We start from the raw sequence: 18,761 nt of genomic DNA, 5'->3' as shown, positions 1-18,761 counted from the left end.
TTGTTATGCAAAATTCTCAAGCCCCAATAGGGCTCTTTTACGGCTCCAGCACCTGCTACACGGAAATGGCCGCAGAGAAAATCCGCCAATGTATCGGGACCCAGTGGATAGACATACACAATGTGGCTGAAGTGGATATCGCCCAGGCTGAGGATTATGACTTCCTGCTGCTCGGCATACCTACCTGGGACTATGGCGAGTTACAGGAAGATTGGGAAAATATCTGGGATGACCTGGCGCAACTGGACTTACACGGCAAAACTGCAGCCCTGTTCGGCCTTGGCGACCAGGAAGGCTACCCCCAGTGGTTTCAAGACGCTCTAGGTTACCTGCACGCTCAATTGCAGGCTTGTGGAGCCCGTATAGTGGGCTACTGGCCCGCAGAGGGCTATGAGTTTGAGGAGTCCAAAGGCCTTACTTCCGATGGCAGCCAGTTTGTTGGCCTCGCTCTCGATGAGGAAAATGAATTCGACCTCAGTGAAGAGCGTATCCAGCGCTGGTGCGATCAGGTAATGCGCGAGTTTGGCCTGCGAGACGAGGCCTGACGGAAGCACAATTGTGAGCGAACCCAGCAATAAGCACGCGGATATCGATTGGCGCGAAGATGGTCAACCCTTGTCCCGAGCCTACGACGATATTTATTTCTCTACCGCCTCTGGACTGGAAGAGACACGTTACGTATTCCTACAGCAAAACTCCCTGACGGAGCGCTGGGCAGACCTGCCAGAAAACGGCACCTTTACTATCGGCGAAACCGGTTTTGGCACCGGCCTTAACTTCCTGGCCGCTTGGGAGTTGTGGCAGAAAATTGCGCCCCAAAGCGCACATCTGCACTTTATATCCGTGGAAAAGTTTCCACTGCGACCGCAGGACTTGAGCCGCGCCCTGGAGCTCTGGCCCCAACTTCAACCGTTTTGCCAACAACTGATCAGCAACTACCCGCCCCTGCTGGCTGAGGGCGTGCATCGACTGCAGTTCGGCCAGGTCAACCTGACCCTGATTATCGGGGAAGCCAGTGAAGCCTTAAGTAACTTACGCCTGCAACAGGAGTCCCGTGACCGGGTGGTGGATGCATGGTTCCTGGATGGCTTTGCTCCAGCCAAAAATCCGGATATGTGGACGCCGCAATTGTTTACGGCTATGGCCTCCCTCAGTAAACCCGACGCTACCTTTGCCACTTTCACCTGTGCAGGGTTGGTTAAGCGCGGGCTCCGTGATGCTGGCTTTAAGCTGCACAAAGTGCCCGGATTTGGCCGCAAGCGGGAGATGTTGAGCGGCTCGCTCGAGGAGCTCTACTCCAGCGGAGTCAGCGCGACCCCCTGGCACCTGCCGACAGCGGTCCCCAAACGCCCTCAAACTGCTGCCATTATTGGCGGTGGAATCTCCGGCGCTACTATTGCCAGGGCCTTGGCGGAACGTGGAGTTCAAGTACGGGTCTTTGAACGAGGAGACTCCCCCGGCAGCGGTGGCTCAGGCAACAACCAAGGCATTCTCTACGGAAAGCTCTCCCCCAAGCCAGGACCAAATGGCGACTTCAACCTGCACGCCCTGATGTTCGCCCAGCGCTACTATCGCCAGCACTGCCCTCAGGTAGCGCATTTCAGCGGCCTGCTGCAATTAGCCCAGACCGAAAAAGAGCAACTGCTCCAGTCTCAAATTGCCGCATCCTTGGCATTATATCCGGGGCAAATGGTGGCACGAGCTGTAACCTCAACCGAGGCCAGTGAGCTGGCTGGCGTTCGCCTGCCTTTCTCGGGGCTCTATTTCCCTGACGCAGGCTGGCTGGAACCGCAGAAAGTCTGCAGCGCCCTACTGGAGCACAAAAATATTGAAAGGCGTCACACCAGCAATATTGATCTGCTGGAGCACTCAGGTGGCAGTTGGCTACTGCAAGCTGGCAGTGAAAAAATTGAAACCGACATTGTGGTGCTCTGTGGGGCCAATGATATTCGCAGTTTCGCCCCAGCTACCGCCTTGCCACTGAGACCCATACGAGGCCAGGTATCCCGAGCACTGGCTACAGCTGGCTCTGCAAAGCTCAAAATGGCCCTTTGCGGCGAGGGTTACATCACCCCCGCATATGAAGGCCGCCACAGCTTTGGGGCAACATTCAAGCTCAAGGAGACCGCTATAGATCTGCGAGATAGCGAACACCGGGAAAACCTGGAGACCTTGGCCGGGCTGTTGCCCGAAATCGCTCAAGAATTTTCAGACCAGACCCTTACTGGCCGCGCCGCCCTTCGTGCCGCTACGCCAGACTACCTGCCCCTGGCGGGCCCGCTACCCAAATGGGATTCACTTGAGAATACTTACAGTGACCTGCGTAAAAACCGTAAACTACTTATCGATAAGCAGGCCAGTTACCAGCCCGGTTTATATGTCATGGGCGGATTGGGCTCCCGCGGATTTACTTATGCCCCATTAACCGCAGAAATACTTACTGCCTGGATCTTGGGCGAGCCCCTGCCGGCCAAAGCAGACCTGGTTAAAGCCCTGCACCCGGCAAGATTCGCCATTCGCAACCTGGGCAAAAACCGCAGCTAAAACCCCACTTAATCGCGCCCTTTTCCTTTTTCAGAAGGATTCGCCGGTAGTGCCAGCAGATTGGCACTACCGGCGCCGCAGGCCACTATAGTTTTCATCGCGGCCTCTACCGTCACTCCCGGTAATATTTCCACACACTCTGCAGGTACGTGGAACACAAAGCCGGAAGTCGGAACCGGGGCAGTAGGGACATAAACGGTCATATCCCCATTGGCGTGCTGTGAAGTCACAATAGCAGTAACCGCCAGCGGGTTATCGGCCCCATGAATTCGCACTCTCGCGACTGGTCCTGACAACACTCCCTCACCGCCGCCTCCTATAAACTGGAGAACCACGTCTTTGATGGTGCTATATCCCGGCGCCAAGCGCCCCAACCAGTGATCCACATGGTGATGCAGCCAATGGCCGATACTGGTTTTTACCAATAAACCAATCAGGAAACAGCTACCCAAAATCAACGCTATCACCACGAGCCGTGCAAGGGTATCCTTAAACTCCGTGTGGGCCTCCAGCCAAACAACGGCTGGCGCTACGATTTCACTAATTTGACCAAATAGCCACTGAAACAGCAGCACAAAAATGGCTATAGGCAGCACGACTGCCAGGCCACCCAACAGGGTCAAAGTGACAAAGGTTTTTACTCTGGTCATAGACTATTGATGTACCGACTTAGAATTCGCAACTGGATACTGCTACTACTTACTACCTTGCTGCCACTGGCAGCAGAGGCACAGCTCCAGTTGACCCCATTCTCCATCCTGGAAGAGCGCCAGCGCGGTGGAAACCACTTCACTCAAGGGCTTTTCTATGATGGACAGCGCTGGTGGGAAAGCAGCGGATTATATCGCCGCTCCTGGCTTGCCGAGTATACCGACCCAGCAGCAAAACCCGTAAGGCGCAAATGGTTACCGCGTAAACTATTTGCCGAGGGCCTCACGGTTCTTGGGGGCAAACTTTACCTGCTTACCTACAAAGCCGGCGAGGCCCATATCTACCGAGCCAGTGACCTTCATCACCTGGAGATCCTTAACTACAGCGGTGAAGGTTGGGGACTTACCAGCGATGGCACACACCTGATTATGAGCAACGGCAGTGACGAACTTGCTATTCGCGACCCGGATAATTTCAAAATACTACGCAAACTCAAAGTAAAGGGTGCAGGGGAAAAGTGGTCGCACTTAAACGAACTTGAGTTTGCTCAAGGTATGATCTGGGCAAATATCTGGCAGGACAACCGTATTATTGCCATAGATCCGAAAAGCGGACAGGTAATAGGCGGTATAGATCTGCAGCAACTGACCCCAGATGTACGCAATCATCCGGATACTGTGGCCAATGGCATAGCCTGGGACAAGGAGCGCAACGGCCTCTGGGTAACGGGGAAATACTGGAAACAATTATATTTGATTCGCCCGCAAGGGCTCGGCTTCAACAACCCCGATACCATAAAACCTGAAGCATCAAAAGTTAGCGCTTCTGGTCGATAACCGTCAGTACACCGCCATTGCGTAGATAGTCCATAGACGAAAGCTGTAATTGCAATTCGAAACCATAGCCACGGCTTTGGAGGCTGACACCATCTAACCCATCTTCACCATCGTAAAGCACTGTGGATTGGCCGCTCTCATCCTGCCACTGGATTCCTTCCACTTTACGCATTCCCGGTAATTCAAGGGTTACCAAAGTGAACTCTTCGGGGAGTGGCTGCAGCTCCACTTGCGCAACACCTGATACGGTAGCAAGAGAAAATACCAGCTGGTTTTCCGGGGCGGAACGCCACCCCAAATGAGTATCTGCAACAACAGACTGCGCTAACTCACGTGGAGCAATAGATGAGCAACCCAGAGGCCCAGCCAAAGTACAAAACCACAACACAAAATACAGGATCAAAGTGCGCATAGCCCTATCCATAGCCGGTCGCTGTGATAGCTTGCGATTATACCCCGTGATTCATCTCACAAAACAAAAACTGCCATTGCATGGTATTTCAAGAAAAAAACGATAAATAAACTCACCGCACAAACCTGCCCTGCGGGGTATACTCCGCCGCCATGAATTCTCCACAGCATATTCTCGAACACGTCTTCGGCTATACCCATTTCCGCGACCCACAAGAAGCGGTGATCAATACTTTGATGGCCGGAGAGGACGCCTTGGTTTTAATGCCTACCGGTGGGGGGAAATCCCTGTGCTATCAGATCCCAGCCCTGGCCAGACCTGGCTGTGGAATAGTGATATCCCCTCTTATCGCCTTGATGCAAGATCAAGTGGAGGCGCTACAGGAAGCGGGTATACGCGCGGCTTTCCTGAATTCTTCACTTTCCTACGATGAAGTACAGTCGATAGAACACCAGCTTTTGCACGGCGAACTGGATCTTCTCTACTTGGCGCCGGAACGGCTTTTACAGCCTCGTACTCTTGCTCTCCTGCAGAGAATCCAGCTGTCATTATTTGCCATTGATGAGGCCCATTGTGTATCCCAGTGGGGGCACGACTTTCGTGCAGATTACCTGCAATTGAACTGCCTGCACGAGCAGTTCCCCAGAGTGCCACGAATCGCCCTGACAGCGACCGCCGATAAGCGCACTCGTGCAGAAATTGCCCAGCGCCTGGATCTTGAGGGCGCACGTCATTTTGTCAGTAGTTTTGACCGCCCCAATATCCAGTATCGCATCGAGCCAAAAGATAACCAACGCCGCCAAATGCTGCAGTTCCTCAAAAATGACCATGGAAGTAATGCCGGGGTTATCTATTGCCTGTCCCGCGCCAAGGTGGAGAATACTGCTGAGTGGCTGTGCCAACAGGGGTTTACGGCCCTGCCCTATCACGCTGGCTTGCCAGTAGAGACCCGGGCTGAACACCAGCGGCGTTTCCTGCGAGAGGAAGGTGTTATTGTCGTCGCTACCATTGCCTTCGGTATGGGAATCGACAAACCGGATGTCCGTTTTGTTATCCACCTGGACCTGCCCAAAAGTATCGAAGCCTACTACCAGGAAACCGGGCGAGCCGGACGGGATGGGGAACCCTCCATCGCATTGCTACTTTATGGCCTTGAGGACGTAGTAAAACTTGGACAAATGGTGGAAGCATCCGAGGGCAGTGAAGAGCACAAGCGCCAGGAACGTGCTCGCCTCAATGCCATGCTTGGCTTGTGCGAAATTACCAGCTGTCGCCGCCAGTCTCTTCTGCATTATTTTGCAGAGGACCTGGAAGAGCCCTGCGGTAACTGCGACACCTGTCTTGAACCTCCCGCGACCTGGGACGGCAGCGAAGCTGCTGTCAAATTGCTCTCCTGCGTCTATCGAACCAGCCAGCGCTTTGGTGCCAGCCACGTAATCGACGTACTGCGGGGCTCAGAAAATGAGAAAGTGCGCAAATTTGGTCACGATCAACTCTCCACCCATGGGATTGGTAAAAGTCTTTCCACTATCGAGTGGCGCGCGGTGGTCCGCCAGCTAATCGTGCGCGGCTACCTGGAGGTTGAGGGTGAATATCAATGTTTAAGACTGACAGAAATCTGTCGTCCCTTATTACGAGGTGAAGAAACTCTATTCTTGCGCAAGCTGCCAAATAAGGCGACTCAAACACAAACTCGGAATACCGCGAATCTCGAAGAGCTAGCCCCAGAGGAGCAGCCGCTGTGGGAAGCCCTGCGTAACTGCCGTAAGCAACTGGCGGAGGAGCGTGGTGTGCCTCCATATGTCGTATTTCACGATGCCACCCTAAGGGGCATGGTCAAGGCTCACCCGTACACTCGAGCAGAGTTACTTAAAGTTTCCGGTGTAGGTGACAGTAAGCTCGAGCGCTTCGGGGATGCTTTTCTCGCCGTCTTGCGGGATTTCCCCAAGCTGTAGAACCTTTTATCTCCTGGGATTTTTTCCACCTTGGGTTTACCTGTGTTAAAAAGGCGGAAAGAAGTAAAAAAATAATGCGTTAATCCCCAGCGAGAAAATCCTATGAAAGTGATAGGCCACCTGATTAATGGCGCCCTGACCCATAATGATGACAGTGGTGCCGGTTTCCGCCTACAGGATGTCACCAACCCCTCTACCAATGAAGTTCTCGGCAAAGTTTCACTAGCCAGTAAAGCTACCGTGGAAGAGGCCATTGCAGCTGCCGAAACCGCCTACCCTGCCTGGCGTAACACCCCGACCGCCAAGCGTGTGCGGATCATGTACCGCCTGAGAGATCTGCTGGAACAAAACGCAGACAAGATTTGTGAACTGATTACCCTGGAGCACGGCAAGGTGCTTAACGATGCGATGGGAGAACTGCAGCGCGGGATTGAGAATATAGAGTATGTCTGCTCAGCTCCTGAAATGCTCAAAGGAGAACACAGCAAAAATGTCGGCCCCGCAATTGACTCCTGGAGCGAATTTCAGCCCCTAGGTGTCTGCGCAGGGATCACTCCTTTTAATTTCCCGGCGATGGTCCCTTTATGGATGTGGCCAATGGCCATTGCCTGCGGCAACACTTTCATACTGAAACCTTCAGAGCGCACTCCTTCCTCAGCCCTATTTATTGCAGAATTAGGTATTGAGGCAGGTATCCCTGCAGGAGTCTTAAATGTCGTCAACGGTGATAAAGAAGCTGTAGATACAATACTCACCGATAAGCGTATTCAGGCAGTTAGCTTTGTCGGCTCTACTCCGATTGCGGAATATGTTTATACCACCGGCACCGCACATGGAAAACGAGTTCAAGCATTTGGCGGAGCCAAAAACCATGCCATAGTGATGCCCGATGCTGACCTGGATAACGCTGTCGCAGCCCTAATGGGAGCCGCTTACGGCTCCTGTGGCGAACGCTGTATGGCCATTTCTGTAGCTGTCGCAGTTGGGAATGATACAGCCGATACTTTAGTCGAGAAACTCAAAGAACAGATCGCCACACTCAAAGTTGGCGATGGCATGGACAACCAGAATGACATGGGTCCATTAGTTACTTCTGCCCACCTGGAAAAAGTTCAAGGCCTTATAGCCACTGGGGTCGAGGAAGGTGCGAAGCTGGTTATCGACGGTCGCAACTTAAGGACTCCAGGCTTAGAGCAAGGTAATTACCTTGGAGCCTGCCTGTTCGATCATGTTAAACCTGAAATGGTAATCCATAGCAGTGAAATATTTGGCCCTGTTCTTTGTATTATGCGAGTAGAAACCATGCAGGAAGCCATGGATATTATTGATCGCCATGAGTACGGAAACGGAACTTGTCTATTCACTCGTGATGGAGAAGCGGCTCGATATTTTAGTGACAATATCAAAGTCGGCATGGTAGGTATCAATGTTCCACTACCTGTACCCGTCGCACATCACAGCTTCGGCGGCTGGAAGCGTTCACTCTTTGGCGACTTACATGCATACGGACCGGATTCGGTACGCTTTTACACCAAACGTAAGACCATTACTCAACGCTGGCCGGCAAGCGGGGTTAGAGAGGGAGCCCAGTTTAGCTTTCCAAGTAATGGATAGTTGTAAAGGTACTTCGGGGCTCGTAGCTAGCCCCTTATCAACTAAAAATAAAAACCACTTCCGGCGCTATGGAAATAAAATTAAAAGCAGATCATTTACTATTTAAGATATCTTACACAATAAATCAACCACTACTGCATTATTAACAACCACCAACACCCTACATTTCAATCTCCATAAATCAAGAGAAAATCTCAAGATCACATAAAAAGTTAAGCGAGATCAGAAATTAAAATATATAAGAAAAATTTTCACCATAAAATTCAGAAAATGAATTATCGATGAAATGCAGAGGAGAAATTTTTAGACTTAAAAAAGGATACGATAGACAGTATCTTAAAAAAATGAAAGGGGTGCACAGCACCCCTTGCAAGGTAAGATTAATTACCAGTGGAAGTCAAACTTATAACCTACACCGATATTAAAAACCCAGGGATCAAACAGATAATCACCGCCAAATCTATGACGATAGTTCACCTGCCTTGGTACATCTGTGAAGAAAGTATCAACTTCAATATCAGTATCAACATCATAATATATACCAGCAATATTTATTAGCCAGCTACTATCATGACCAAAAGTAAAGTCAACACCAATTTGCCAGGTATAACCCCAATTATCCCCCAGGTTTAGCCGACCACCCCAGAATTCACTCCTTCCAGTGAATGGGTTGATCCAACCCCAATCTCTTAGGCGCTCACTGCTGAAGTCGGTATAGTTAATACCAACACCCATGTAAGGCTGTATCAGGCAGCTAGGAGGCAGAGGATACCAGTTCAGGTATGCAGCCGTCATCTGGGGTTCCCAGCGGGCAAAATCACCTCTACGGCCGAACTCACGCAAACCAAAGCGATTATGCCAGCCATCTCGACGTCCACCGGTATGGCGATCACCATCGGTATAGCTTAAAGAAACACTCCAGTGATCCCAGGGCTTCCATTCCGCATTAATAAACCAACCCCATTCGTCACTTGGGTCGATATTAGTTCTAAAAGCGCCCCATTGACGATTGAAATCAGGGTTAATAGGATCCGGCCAGATAAGCAAACTATCAGCAAAAGTCACATTATCCGAATTCGGAGAAATGTAAGCACCACCAATACGGACCTTAAATTCCTGTGTAGGCGGTGGCGGAGGGGCATAGCCAGCGGGTCCTGCCGAAGCGACACTAGAGATTGCTAAGGCGAGGGGCGTCATTACGGGTATCAGAATACGCGTCATCTTCATTTGTGGTAACTCCATTGAAATTCAGCAGATCAAACAGCAATCAGCCCAATCAATGGTCAGTCTAGTCGCACGAAAATACGGGTGTAGAAAAAACGCTCAATTGTTGGCGCCTAAACTTAGTTTTTTATTTTTATGGCAGATATAAAATCTTTTGGCGCGTTATTGATTAGTCAGAATAGTGGTTAGTTACGGTTTTTATGGCTTAATCTATTTTACCTGCTTATCAATACCCCTCCCAAGATGCCTCTCTCTACCCAGCTCTATTGGGCGGATAATGAATACAAGATGAACTAGGCGGGTAGATAGAAAAAGAAAAAAATGACAAAAAAAGAACAGACTCGACAGATAGTATAAGAGCTACATAAGGCTCTTCATTTGAGCTTTATGTAGCCAAACCTAGGGGAGGAGTTATCTATATAACGATGAAACCTAATTTCTCATAATAACTAAGGCACTTATTTGCCGTTGCTTTTACTCCCGCCTTGGCATTCAGGGCTACTCGGAGCCTCGCCTTGCCATTCATCTGGCGCATAAGTATGTAATGCAAGCGCATGTATCGGGCCAGCCATTTCATCAGAAAGAGCAGCATATACCTTTTGGTGGCGCTGAACTTTTCTAATGGAGCTAAAAACATCGCTAACCAAAACCACCCGGAAATGCATTTCTGAGCCCACTGGCACATTGTGCATATGGCTTTCACACTGGACATCAATATATTGCGGGTTAAATACGGCGCTTAATTTTTCTTCTATTTTTTGGGCAAGACTCATAAGATCTCTCAAAAATTCAATAGGGTGAAGTATGCATGTTTAGCTCTGACGAATAAAAAGAATGGGGGTATTAACACCCCACAATCAACTTACAACTTTTGCCTTACGCTTTCTTTCCTCAACAACTGCTTCATAGGCGACAGTGATGCTTTTCATTTGATCTTCAGCATGGCGCATAAACTCTTCAGGGAGGCCTTTGGCGGCTATTTTATCTGGGTGATACTCTGCAGCTTTGCGCCTATAAGCCAGTTTCAGATCTTTATCACTGGTCTCCGGAGAGCAGCCAAGTACCGCATAGTGCTGTTTCAGATCGGATGCGCTGTTTCCACCCCGTCGCCCAAATTCATTCTGCATGGCAGTAAAAAGAGATTCATGCAGCCCCAGGTCAGCAGTGATTCGGCGTAAAATTTCTTCTTCCGCAGCATGTAATTCACCGTCCGCATAGGCAACAGCAAACAAAAGGCGATAAACCATTTCACGCATTGCTTGATCGTGCACCAGCATCCGGTACTGCTTGGCATAATCATAAATGCTGTACTTATCAGTTTTTGCATTCTCAAAAATACGAATCGCATCTTTGCGCTCTTCACCTCCTAGGCGAAGATTATTTTGAATGAACTCCTCAATTAGCTGCACTTCCGCCTTGGAAACAAGCCCATCGGCCTTGGCCATCTTCGCCAACATGGAAAACAGCGTCACGATAAAAATTGTCTGTGCTCCATCTCGATTAAGCACAGCCTTGGCACCACCCAAGCGCCGCAGCCCTGAGCCGAAGGAGCTACCTACCCAAGCACCCAAAGCTGCTCCAATGGGCCCTCCGAACATAAAGCCAAACCCGGCGCCGATTCCCGCCCCTAACCAGGACATACTCTCTCCTCCGAGTGCCAATCAGCACTCCAATATCAGATATTTCTACTTGAAAGAGCGCACATAATACCACGCAGAAGTTTGCGCCAAGATACATTTATGACTTATCGGTCAAAAATCGCTTGGCTTAGATGTACAAAATGCAGGCCGGATATCCTTATCAAGTCCGCTAGCTGTCCCTGGCAATCTGCCACAATTAAGGTTGAGTATTCTTCCCAGAACTGAGGACGGATTAAATGAAACTGCGACAAGCAGTACGTTTATTACCACACATGGCCTTTTGCGCATCACTGTTTCTGGTTTTCACGGCCTGCGAGAACCGAGCGGGCAAGCACAGCCAGACTGCTGAAACGCAGGATGCCAGAGCTGACAACACCGGACATCAGGACTGGGAAACTATCGTAGAGGTTCTCCTGCACCCCCGGTGCCTAAATTGCCATCAGCTAGAGATGCCCCTGATCAACGAAGGTTCCCCACATATCCCTCGTGTAGAGCGAGGCCCAAATAATATGGGATCAGGGACCATGCAGTGCCGCAATTGTCACTCCAATCAAAACAATCCTGTGACAGGAGCACCAGGTGCCCCAGGATGGGCCATGGCACCAATCGAACTTAACTGGTCACATATGTCTTCAGCTCAAATCTGCAAGCTCCTTACAACCCCACAAGATAATGGCGGCCGCTCTCCCGAGAGCCTACTGAAGTTTATGAGTGATAACCCCCTGGCACTCTGGGGCTGGAACCCAGGGGGAAAAAGGCAACCCGTGACCATTCCACATGAAAAGCTGGTTGAAGCTATGAAAGGATGGATTGCTGCAGGCACGCCCTGTCCCCCAGAACGCACCTCAAACTAACTCAATCAAGGTTTATTCAATAAAAGCGAGCCATGATTTAAGCTCGCTTTTATTGCTTATCCGCAGCTAAAACTAAACACTTTACTGTCAACTAAAAAAAGCCAATCAATTTATCCAGCCAACTACCGTCCCCACCCCTCCAAACAATGAAAAGATCCTCCTGGGACTGAACACGCCCCCCTTCAACCTTAAGTTTTACCCCCCCCATCTCATCCACTAGCGCTTCTGGAAGGAAGGCAAGTAATTCAGCCTGCATTACAAGCCGGCAAAGCACGCCATAATCATTAACAACCGCGTGTATTTTTCTTGAGAAGAGATCTTCTGGCCACCCATCACTGCCTATACCCCGCTCCTCCCCACAGAAAGGAGATATTCGTGGAGCAGCAAAAGGGTATTGCAAAATATTGTCCAGCGTCACCACCACTTCGGAATGACCACCACTGGCCAATGGATGCTCAGGGCCAGCCGCTATACACATGCGGGTTGAGCCAATACTGTGGACCTCCATAGAAGAAGGAACCTGCCCTAGCACCACTCCCGAAATTAGTGCCATATCCACCTCACCCCGAATCAGCATCTTAAGGGCCAAAGACTCAAAAGCAGATATAAATGACAGGCGTATGTTTGGCTGATATATCGTTACTTGCTTCTGGATGTGTGCAGCCCAAGTTAACTGCAACATGGCAGGCGCAGCTATCCGGCATTCCAAGTGAGTACCAAGACCGCCAACTTCTACCCGGGCTTTCCTGGCAAGAGTAACAATCTCACTAGCACGACTTTGTAGTCTGCGACCCTCATCATTGATCTTGAGTTGCTTTCCCACACGCTCAAAGAGGCGTACACCCAGCTCCCCCTCAAGACGGCGCAAAATTTTACTCAGCCCCCCAGGCGTCATGTCCAGTCGGTCAGCAGAACGTTGCAGGTTCTCAGTAACGGCAATATCGAGAAATTTCTCTAATGCTTCTATTTCCATTTTGGAATCAAATATTGAGTAAAATGAATCGATTCATCACTAATGTACATCTAGAATCCCTAAGTCTCAAAAACGTAGAAAAGCACAGTAGTAACCGATGAAGAAATTTGTTCTGGCCTGGATGATTTTCATTCAATCAAGCTTATCCCCGGCACTAGCATCAGCTCCCTCCCATAATGACCACTCAATCGGCGTTCATGGAATGGCACTGTTTTCTATAGATGGCCAGTTGATAGCTTCTCATATGCCTCTTCATGGCGGGCGCCACAGTCACCAGATTATTCTTACACTTAAAACCAATGACCACGTCAAAGTGAACGATTTAGTTCAGGGCTCTGAACTTATCACGCTTGAGCCCGAACAATTCTCATTAAACAAACTACGCAGTGGAGAGTTAAAGTCCTTTTCCGCCAGAGTATTTAAAGGACACTTTGAGAGGGGGGGTAAAGCTGACCAGGATCCTGTTCGTTTTGAAGTAACAGGAAAATTACTAGATCAACCCTTAAGACAAGGGGGAAATGGTTCCTATCAACTAGTACAACATAATAATTTTGCACTACTGATCCATGAAATAGCTTCCAACCCTAGTTTCGACCAAATTCTGCTAGTCAACGTCACTCCAAATTCCCCGATAGAAATTAGTATTGATAGTGAAAAACCACTAACGAGCAAGAGCTGGCCTGAAAAGTTGACAAAGGCAGGCATTGACTTAAAGAAGCAACTGTATTTTGAAAGCCAGGACTTTCAATAAAATGGGTAACCATATTTTAATTATCCAACATGAGGAAACCGAAGGGCCAGGATATATTTCAGACTGGGCCCGAGATCATCATGTTTTACTTACCACGGTAAACCCACAAAATTCTCATCTGCCAAAAGGCCAGTTTGATGGCATCATTCTCTTGGGTGGGATGATGAACGTTGATGATCGCCATAAATTGCCATGGCTTGCCGATGAGATTGAATGGTTGAAAGGTTATATTGAGCAAGCTGTGCCGATATTAGGCATTTGCCTGGGCGCACAGATTCTTGCCTATATATTGGGGGCAAACATCCGACCATTAGATCAGGAAGAGATGGGCTGGCTACCAATAAAAGGCTCCCACAAACTAAACCTGAATATCGAAAAAGTATTTCAAGCCCATAGCTATTATTTTGATATCCCGATTGGAGCCGAGCGCCTAGCCGAATCTGAGCAATGTCCAAACCAGGCATTTTTATTCAAGGAAAAAGTACTGGGTATACAATTTCACCTAGAGTGGTCACAAAAAGTTATTGCCGCACTATTCCCGAGATTTTATAAATCCTACGGTTCCCCTCAAAGCAACCACACAGCAAGTAAAAAAGCACTATTTAGACTACTTAATACCCACTTCGCACTCTAGATTAAGCCATAACTTGGTTTTCAGTAAAAAAAGGGAGTAAGCCAAAGCGGCGTTCTAGCAGTTAAATGACTAGCAATGGAAACCCGAGGGGGAAAATCGGACGAGGGCCTACAAACGCTTATTGTAAGCATCATCAGGATAGCAGGCCCTATCACCCAAAAACTTATTCGTTAGAACAGGTAATTTTATTTTCGAAACAGACTCCGCCGCGTTGAGAGCAGGTCTCAAGCAACTTCCCTTTCGCCTCTACACGAGTGAACCCTTTAGAATGCATACCTCCCGCTCGCATATCCTTCATATAGCATGCCCACTTAGGACGCTCCTCTACGGGTTGGAGCACCACCCCTGTTTGCGCTCCATTCGATTGTTCCTCAACCATCGTTTGTAACTGCAAAATCATATCTTGCATAGAACGAATGTCCTTACGAAGCCTCACAACCTCTTTCTTCAACTTGCGAACTTCACTTGAACTCTGATCTTCACCCCTAAGGGAATGAACCTCATTGCGAAGCTTTACAACCTCCCTCTTAATCTCTCTAAGGTCTTGTGAGGTTACATGATTGTCATGAGCCATGACTGGAGCAGAGAATAAGGCCAGGGAAATAAGGAGAGGCAAACTACGCATACTTGTACTTCCAATACAGTTTCTTATAGCACGAGATTAACTGGAATAAATATAACGTAATTAACCTTAACTCAAAATGAATTTTGTTCTGGGAGAGAACCTCTAAAGCTTGCGAAAAAGCATCATTAAAATTGACACAAATCTAATTTGTACTTTGAGGACTCGTTATTCTTCGATTATCAAAAAGCCACGAAAAGTAAACAAAATCAACAGCCAAAATGGCTGCAATTTCTGACTAGGTTACGAGTCTCTTACTGCAGGACAACGAAAAAGGGGCAAACCGAAGCTCGCCCCTTTTTTGAAGTTACTAATCAGATAAATCAACCACCCGCAAGGCTACGCACCATACTGATCATCACTCCGGCTGCAACCGCAGAGCCAATGACACCTGCCACATTCGGCCCCATTGCATGCATCAACAGGAAGTTATGGGGGTTGGACTCAAGCCCAACTTTATTTGATACCCGCGCGGCCATTGGTACAGCAGATACTCCAGCAGAGCCAATTAAAGGGTTCACTTTGTGCTTACTAAACACATTGAGCAACTTGGCCATCAATACGCCCGCAGCAGTACCAATAGCAAATGCCACAATACCCAAGGCGAGAATACCGAGGGTTTTTGGATCCAGGAATTTATCGGCGGCAAGCTTGGAGCCGACAGACAGACCGAGGAAAATTGTAGTGATGTTGATCAGGGCATTCTGGGCAGTGTCGGATAAGCGAGCCACTACACCACACTCTCTCATCAGGTTGCCAAAACAGAACATACCTAACAGTGGAGCTGCCGCCGGCAGGAACAGGGCAACCAGGATCAACAATAACAGCGGGAAAGTAATCTTCTCTCTCTTGCTCACATGCCTCAACTGTACCATCTCAATGCGACGCTCCTGCTCTGTAGTCAGGGCACGCATAATCGGCGGCTGGATCATAGGGACCAATGCCATATAGGAATAGGCTGCCACGGCAATTGCACCAAGGAGATCTGGAGCTAGCAGGCTCGAGACATAGATGGCTGTAGGACCGTCCGCGCCGCCGATAATCCCGATAGCCGCTGCATCAGCAATTGAGAAATCCATAATCCCAGCCACAGAAAGACCTACCGCCCCAAGCACCGTGGCAAAAATACCAAACTGAGCGGCTGCCCCCAGGAACAAGGTGCGAGGGTTGGCAAGTAGCGGGCCAAAATCCGTCATGGCACCAACCCCCATAAAGATCACCAGGGGTGCCACACCGGAAGCAATAGCTACCGAATAAAAGTTGTACAACATTCCATTATTGAAACCGGCATCCCTTGCAAACTCTGCAGCCTGAACCTGCACTGCAGCTGGCGCACTACCTAAGGCCTCCTTCAATGCCCCCAAGCTCGCCCCGCTCTCCAAGCCGAGAATCTGCCCCATCTGAGCCAGCACACTGGCATCTCCCTGAGTCAGTGCTGTTTCTGCAGCAGAAAGTGCCAGATCGGCCCCAGGAATATTTGCCAGGATTCCACCAAAGCCGATAGGAACCAGCAGCAGCGGCTCAAATTTTTTGCGAACGGCAAGGAATAGCAATCCCAGCCCCACAATAATCATGACAAACTGGCCAGGCGCCATTTGAGAAACGCCGGACGATTGCCAAAGACTGATTAAATTATCCACTTGCGACTCCTACCTGCTATGCGATAGACAGCAGGGCATCACCCACCGCCACGGAATCGCCCTCTTTGACTGCCACATTGGCAACATTACCGCTTCGGGGAGCACTCACCACAGTTTCCATCTTCATAGCTTCCAGAACCAGGATGGCCTGCCCCTCATTGACCTGATCACCTGGTTTCACCATTACCTTGAAGATATTACCTGCGAGCGGCGCATTTACTGGCTCTCCGCCAGTTGCAGATATTGGGCTGGTATTAGCAGCAGGAACAGGGGCAATACCATTTACCGGAGCAACACCAGTCAGGTCACCACCATCCGCAACTGTAACGGTGTAACTCTGCCCTTCTACAGTAACTGTATAGACCTCCTCACCTTTATCATTCTTGACCGCACTATTCTCCTTTCCGGTTGGAACCGGCTCAAAAGCATCGGGGTTATTGCGGTTTTTCAGGAACTTCAAACCAATCTGCGGGAAGAGTGCATAGGTGAGTACATCGTCGATTTCACTCTCCCCATTGGTGAGTGCAATATCCTGCTCGCCGGCCTTCTCCTGCAGTTCTAAAGTGAGCTTATCCAATTCAGGGGTGATCAGGTCGGCCGGTCGGCAAGTGACTGGAGCTGCTCCGTCGAGCACACGGGTTTGCAGCTCTTTATTGACCTCGGCAGGAGTTGAGCCGTACTCACCTTTTAGAACAGCAGCCGTTTCTTTTGAGATAGATTGATAACGCTCGCCGGTCAGCACATTCAGCACCGCCTGGGTGCCGACAATCTGCGAGGTGGGAGTTACCAGTGGGATATACCCCAAATCCTGACGCACTCGGGGAATTTCTTCGAGAACTTCATCGAGGCGGTCCCCCGCGCCCTGCTCACGCAATTGGTTCTCCATATTGGTCAGCATACCGCCCGGAACCTGGGCCACCAGGATACGGGAGTCCACGCCTTTCAGAGACCCCTCAAATTTCACGTACTTCTTGCGCACCTCGCGGAAATAAGCCGCAATCTCTTCCAGCAGGTTGATATTCAGCCCGGTATCGCGCTCAGTGCCCTCCAAAATAGCTACCAAGGCTTCAGTAGGGCTGTGACCATAGGTCATAGACATTGAGCTGATAGCCGTATCGACATTGTCGATTCCGGCCTCGATACACTTAAGAGCTGTCGCGGTAGAGAGGCCTGTCGTTGCGTGGCACTGCATATGGATAGGAATATCCACTGCCGCCTTCAAGCGAGTCACCAGCTCATAACCTTCATATGGACGCAAGAGGCCCGCCATATCCTTAATTGCAATGGAGTCCGCGCCCATATCCTCAATTTGACGACCCAAGTCTACCCATAGATCCATGGTATGCACTGGGCTCACTGTGTAAGAGATAGTGCCTTGAGCGTGCTTATCCTGCTTCTTAACTGCGGCCAGCGCAGTTTTCAGGTTACGCATATCATTCATGGCATCGAACACGCGAAACACGTCCACACCATTTTCAGCAGCGCGCTCAACAAATTTTTCCACCACGTCATCCGCATAATGACGGTAACCAAGAATATTCTGGCCGCGGAATAACATTTGCTGGGGCGTATTGGGCATAGCTTTTTTCAGCTCACGAATACGCTCCCAAGGATCTTCGCCGAGATAGCGAATACAGGAATCAAAAGTGGCACCACCCCAGGATTCCAGTGACCAGAATCCTACTTTATCCAGTTTTTCCGCGATGGGCAGCATATCGTCCAGTCGCAGACGTGTTGCGAACAGTGACTGGTGGGCGTCGCGCAGGACTACATCGGTAATCCCCAATGGCTTTTTAACCTCAGTCATGGGTTATCTCTCTCGGCAGAAATGATTAAATGTTGTTCAGATGCGAATTAATACGGCTAGCGTTTTTTTCTATGTTGTTCGATTGCCGCTTTGATAACAGCATGCAGACGCGCGTTATCGCCTGATGGGGAGTTTGTTGAAGATACGGCCGGCTCGGCCTCGGGAAAATAACGTGTGATAACTCGGGACATAATACTGGTACCAATCACCAGCAATAACAGGAAAGTAAAAACAATCCCCATCCCGAACAGCGTAATATCCAGTCCCTGTTGAAAAAGTAAATCTTGCACTATCTTATTCCCCCTAAGTTTTCAGGCGCGATCAAAACCATCCCCACTCGTGCCTGCCCCTATAATTTTTGCGCCAGCTTGAGGTCAGCCTCGCCCTTGCAGGAGTCTTTTCAAACCCTCTATCGCATGTGCCTATCCGTCCCGCAATCTAATTCCCGAGACTTGCAAATACAACCATCCCAAAACTTCCCTGGGCACAATTTACAAAACTATCTACTATCTGAGCCCCATTCAGCAGCATGGAAGCTTGAACAATTATCTATTATCAATACAAGTTGCTTTTAAAATCAAACACTTAATGGTTTCAGAGGCAA

Annotated in this window: 18 protein-coding genes; 8 read left to right on the top strand and 10 right to left on the bottom strand. The window is 49.4% G+C overall.

Features of this window, described 5'->3' with window-relative positions; all coding sequences use genetic code 11:
* The first annotated feature begins 5 nt into the window (after nt 1-5).
* Nucleotides 6-545 (top strand): flavodoxin FldB, encoded by a 540-nt coding sequence (gene fldB, locus ACJJI7_RS13885; protein WP_020414704.1) that lies wholly within the window; start codon nt 6-8, stop codon nt 543-545.
* Between the two features lie 13 nt (nt 546-558).
* The gene (gene mnmC, locus ACJJI7_RS13880) at nt 559-2,544 is read left to right on the top strand and encodes a bifunctional tRNA (5-methylaminomethyl-2-thiouridine)(34)-methyltransferase MnmC2/FAD-dependent 5-carboxymethylaminomethyl-2-thiouridine(34) oxidoreductase MnmC1 (RefSeq protein WP_444901910.1); all 1,986 of its coding nucleotides are present in this window, start codon (nt 559-561) and stop codon (nt 2,542-2,544) included.
* 8 nt (nt 2,545-2,552) lie between these two features.
* Here the strand turns inward: mnmC and ACJJI7_RS13875 are convergent, their stop codons facing one another.
* Complete coding sequence (locus tag ACJJI7_RS13875) at nt 2,553-3,194, bottom strand: DUF502 domain-containing protein (RefSeq protein ID WP_444901911.1); 642 nt, start codon at nt 3,192-3,194, stop codon at nt 2,553-2,555.
* A 9-nt stretch (nt 3,195-3,203) separates the two neighbouring features.
* Here ACJJI7_RS13875 and ACJJI7_RS13870 point away from each other — a divergent pair, with 9 nt between their 5' ends.
* The gene (locus ACJJI7_RS13870) at nt 3,204-4,031 is read left to right on the top strand and encodes a glutaminyl-peptide cyclotransferase (protein ID WP_020414701.1); all 828 of its coding nucleotides are present in this window, start codon (nt 3,204-3,206) and stop codon (nt 4,029-4,031) included.
* Here ACJJI7_RS13870 and ACJJI7_RS13865 read toward each other — a convergent pair.
* Nucleotides 4,012-4,443: a hypothetical protein gene (locus ACJJI7_RS13865; RefSeq protein WP_282951126.1), complete on the bottom strand. Its 432-nt coding sequence runs from the start codon at nt 4,441-4,443 to the stop codon at nt 4,012-4,014. The two genes, ACJJI7_RS13870 and ACJJI7_RS13865, sit on opposite strands and share 20 nt — an antisense overlap.
* A 152-nt stretch (nt 4,444-4,595) precedes the next feature.
* Here ACJJI7_RS13865 and recQ point away from each other — a divergent pair, with 152 nt between their 5' ends.
* The gene (recQ, locus tag ACJJI7_RS13860; RefSeq protein WP_444901912.1) at nt 4,596-6,398 is read left to right on the top strand and encodes a DNA helicase RecQ; all 1,803 of its coding nucleotides are present in this window, start codon (nt 4,596-4,598) and stop codon (nt 6,396-6,398) included.
* A 102-nt stretch (nt 6,399-6,500) separates the two neighbouring features.
* Nucleotides 6,501-8,012, top strand: a complete 1,512-nt coding sequence (locus tag ACJJI7_RS13855; protein WP_444901913.1) for a CoA-acylating methylmalonate-semialdehyde dehydrogenase — start codon at nt 6,501-6,503, stop codon at nt 8,010-8,012.
* Nucleotides 8,013-8,396: 384 nt separating this feature from the next.
* Here the strand turns inward: ACJJI7_RS13855 and ACJJI7_RS13850 are convergent, their stop codons facing one another.
* The 3 genes from ACJJI7_RS13850 to djlA form a co-directional block, all read right to left on the bottom strand.
* Nucleotides 8,397-9,239 (bottom strand): OmpW/AlkL family protein, encoded by an 843-nt coding sequence (locus ACJJI7_RS13850; RefSeq protein ID WP_444901914.1) that lies wholly within the window; start codon nt 9,237-9,239, stop codon nt 8,397-8,399.
* 455 nt (nt 9,240-9,694) lie between these two features.
* Nucleotides 9,695-10,009, bottom strand: coding sequence for a BolA family protein (locus ACJJI7_RS13845; RefSeq protein ID WP_444901915.1), 315 nt, complete (start codon nt 10,007-10,009; stop codon nt 9,695-9,697).
* An 84-nt stretch (nt 10,010-10,093) separates the two neighbouring features.
* A complete protein-coding gene (gene djlA, locus ACJJI7_RS13840; RefSeq protein WP_282951130.1) occupies nt 10,094-10,876 on the bottom strand; it encodes a co-chaperone DjlA in 783 nt (260 codons plus the stop codon).
* A 236-nt stretch (nt 10,877-11,112) separates the two neighbouring features.
* On the opposite strand from djlA, the gene ACJJI7_RS13835 reads away from it, so the two are divergent.
* On the top strand, nt 11,113-11,730 hold the full coding sequence (locus ACJJI7_RS13835) for a hypothetical protein (protein ID WP_444901916.1): 618 nt from the start codon (nt 11,113-11,115) through the stop codon (nt 11,728-11,730).
* 91 nt (nt 11,731-11,821) lie between these two features.
* On the opposite strand, the gene ACJJI7_RS13830 is transcribed toward ACJJI7_RS13835, so the two are convergent.
* Nucleotides 11,822-12,703, bottom strand: coding sequence for a LysR family transcriptional regulator (locus tag ACJJI7_RS13830; RefSeq protein WP_282951132.1), 882 nt, complete (start codon nt 12,701-12,703; stop codon nt 11,822-11,824).
* Between the two features lie 97 nt (nt 12,704-12,800).
* Here ACJJI7_RS13830 and ACJJI7_RS13825 point away from each other — a divergent pair, with 97 nt between their 5' ends.
* The gene (locus ACJJI7_RS13825; RefSeq protein WP_444901917.1) at nt 12,801-13,454 is read left to right on the top strand and encodes a hypothetical protein; all 654 of its coding nucleotides are present in this window, start codon (nt 12,801-12,803) and stop codon (nt 13,452-13,454) included.
* 1 nt (nt 13,455) lies between these two features.
* On the top strand, nt 13,456-14,088 hold the full coding sequence (locus ACJJI7_RS13820; protein WP_444901918.1) for a type 1 glutamine amidotransferase: 633 nt from the start codon (nt 13,456-13,458) through the stop codon (nt 14,086-14,088).
* Between the two features lie 163 nt (nt 14,089-14,251).
* On the opposite strand, the gene ACJJI7_RS13815 is transcribed toward ACJJI7_RS13820, so the two are convergent.
* The 4 genes from ACJJI7_RS13815 to ACJJI7_RS13800 form a co-directional block, all read right to left on the bottom strand.
* Nucleotides 14,252-14,713, bottom strand: coding sequence for a hypothetical protein (locus ACJJI7_RS13815; RefSeq protein WP_020414690.1), 462 nt, complete (start codon nt 14,711-14,713; stop codon nt 14,252-14,254).
* 320 nt (nt 14,714-15,033) lie between these two features.
* Complete coding sequence (locus ACJJI7_RS13810) at nt 15,034-16,350, bottom strand: sodium ion-translocating decarboxylase subunit beta (protein WP_353375035.1); 1,317 nt, start codon at nt 16,348-16,350, stop codon at nt 15,034-15,036.
* Between the two features lie 16 nt (nt 16,351-16,366).
* Nucleotides 16,367-18,157: a sodium-extruding oxaloacetate decarboxylase subunit alpha gene (gene oadA, locus ACJJI7_RS13805; RefSeq protein WP_020414688.1), complete on the bottom strand. Its 1,791-nt coding sequence runs from the start codon at nt 18,155-18,157 to the stop codon at nt 16,367-16,369.
* Nucleotides 18,158-18,213: 56 nt separating this feature from the next.
* Nucleotides 18,214-18,447, bottom strand: coding sequence for an OadG family protein (locus ACJJI7_RS13800; RefSeq protein WP_020414687.1), 234 nt, complete (start codon nt 18,445-18,447; stop codon nt 18,214-18,216).
* Between the last annotated feature and the right edge of the window lie 314 nt (nt 18,448-18,761).

This window comes from Microbulbifer variabilis, from assembly GCF_056232115.1.
The sequence above is the reverse complement of the archived record's forward strand: the minus strand, read 5'-3'. Positions and strand labels throughout refer to the sequence as shown.

What these genes read in the sequence shown, in the direction of transcription:
- fldB (WP_020414704.1), top strand. Translation starts at nt 6, where the DNA reads ATGCAAAATTCTCAAGCCCCAATAGGGCTCTTTTACGGCTCCAGCACC.
- ACJJI7_RS13875 (WP_444901911.1), bottom strand. Translation starts at nt 3,194, where the DNA reads ATGACCAGAGTAAAAACCTTTGTCACTTTGACCCTGTTGGGTGGCCTG.
- ACJJI7_RS13870 (WP_020414701.1), top strand. Translation starts at nt 3,204, where the DNA reads ATGTACCGACTTAGAATTCGCAACTGGATACTGCTACTACTTACTACC.
- ACJJI7_RS13865 (WP_282951126.1), bottom strand. Translation starts at nt 4,443, where the DNA reads ATGCGCACTTTGATCCTGTATTTTGTGTTGTGGTTTTGTACTTTGGCT.
- recQ (WP_444901912.1), top strand. Translation starts at nt 4,596, where the DNA reads ATGAATTCTCCACAGCATATTCTCGAACACGTCTTCGGCTATACCCAT.
- ACJJI7_RS13855 (WP_444901913.1), top strand. Translation starts at nt 6,501, where the DNA reads ATGAAAGTGATAGGCCACCTGATTAATGGCGCCCTGACCCATAATGAT.
- ACJJI7_RS13850 (WP_444901914.1), bottom strand. Translation starts at nt 9,239, where the DNA reads ATGAAGATGACGCGTATTCTGATACCCGTAATGACGCCCCTCGCCTTA.
- ACJJI7_RS13845 (WP_444901915.1), bottom strand. Translation starts at nt 10,009, where the DNA reads ATGAGTCTTGCCCAAAAAATAGAAGAAAAATTAAGCGCCGTATTTAAC.
- djlA (WP_282951130.1), bottom strand. Translation starts at nt 10,876, where the DNA reads ATGTCCTGGTTAGGGGCGGGAATCGGCGCCGGGTTTGGCTTTATGTTC.
- ACJJI7_RS13835 (WP_444901916.1), top strand. Translation starts at nt 11,113, where the DNA reads ATGAAACTGCGACAAGCAGTACGTTTATTACCACACATGGCCTTTTGC.
- ACJJI7_RS13830 (WP_282951132.1), bottom strand. Translation starts at nt 12,703, where the DNA reads ATGGAAATAGAAGCATTAGAGAAATTTCTCGATATTGCCGTTACTGAG.
- ACJJI7_RS13825 (WP_444901917.1), top strand. Translation starts at nt 12,801, where the DNA reads ATGAAGAAATTTGTTCTGGCCTGGATGATTTTCATTCAATCAAGCTTA.
- ACJJI7_RS13820 (WP_444901918.1), top strand. Translation starts at nt 13,456, where the DNA reads ATGGGTAACCATATTTTAATTATCCAACATGAGGAAACCGAAGGGCCA.
- ACJJI7_RS13815 (WP_020414690.1), bottom strand. Translation starts at nt 14,713, where the DNA reads ATGCGTAGTTTGCCTCTCCTTATTTCCCTGGCCTTATTCTCTGCTCCA.
- oadA (WP_020414688.1), bottom strand. Translation starts at nt 18,157, where the DNA reads ATGACTGAGGTTAAAAAGCCATTGGGGATTACCGATGTAGTCCTGCGC.